Origin of the sequence: Vibrio sp. Vb1337 (genome assembly GCF_033338715.1) — a bacterium.
Taxonomy (GTDB): Bacteria; Pseudomonadota; Gammaproteobacteria; order Enterobacterales; family Vibrionaceae; genus Vibrio; species Vibrio alginolyticus.
In genome coordinates, this window is sequence record NZ_JAWOTD010000232.1 from 1 (window position 1) to 1,089 (window position 1,089).

Sequence of the window (1,089 nt, forward strand, 5' to 3'; positions counted from 1 at the left end):
GTAATCTTTAATCTGTTCAGACTCCAGTACTTCCAGCCCTATCCGCGTCGGGTCATTCAACTGGCTGATTTCATGCTCCAGCAACATCAACGTTTTGTCGCTCAACAAATCTTGCGGAGACAGGTTAATCGAGAAATCCCCTTTCTTATCTCGCATGTAATGCAGCGTCGAGCGGATCATGTGACGACTCAATCTGGTGTACAAATGCGTGTCTGAGATGATCGGTAAAAATCGCCCCGGCGCAATCACTGTTCCATCTTCTTCTAAAATCCGCACCAGACATTCTTGGCTGGCAGGAAGATGACTGTAAGCGTGCACAATCGGTTGGCTATACGTAATAATGTTCTGCTTGAGAATCGCGCGGCTGACACAACTCAACCACCCTAGTTGCTCTTTACGTACATCTTCACTGACTTCGATGTCTTTAGCGTTGCAAATATGTGTGTTGCTGCGAACGCCAGAACGACGCGCTTCTATGCCTTTTAATAAGAGCTCATCAGGAGAAGCCGAAGGAAAATCACGACGGCTAACCAAGCCACCACACAAGGAAATAGACAGGTAATCAATTTCGCGCAGGCCGAGCGGCTCAAAGTTAGTTTGCTCAACCGCATCAGCAAAACGAGTAAAGTGCTGTTTGATAGTCTCGCTACTTTGTTCAGCCTTAAACACAAAAGCCCACTCACCTACACCAATGCTGTACAGTTGCAGCGCCGCTGGCATGCCTAAGCGCTTTCTCAATCGATTGGTAAAATGCATCGACAGATCTTTGAGCAGCTGGTCTCCGACTCGATACCCGTACTTTTCGTTGATGTGGCTGAAATTGAGCAGCTTAAGCGTTAACAAATGCTCGTCACAATCGATGTGACTTAAGCGCTCTTGCAGCGCCACGCGATTTTGCAGCCCCGTGCGACTGTCACGACGGTAGCTTTCTTGTAGCTTGCGAGTTTGACGATCAAGTTGATAGCCCATGTGAGCGTTCATATGGTTCAAATCACCAATCGCATTACGTATTAAGCTAAACAGCGGTGAAATCGAAGCGCTCACTTGCGGTTTAGGCAAATTCAGCGATTGCACCTCATCGCCTTCGCG

1 protein-coding gene is annotated in these 1,089 nt (G+C 47.9%); it reads right to left on the bottom strand.

Features of this window, described 5'->3' with window-relative positions:
* Positions 1 to 1,089, bottom strand: a 1,089-nt coding sequence (locus R7E42_RS25260; protein WP_318073274.1) for an EAL domain-containing protein, incomplete at both ends; no start/stop codon positions are given.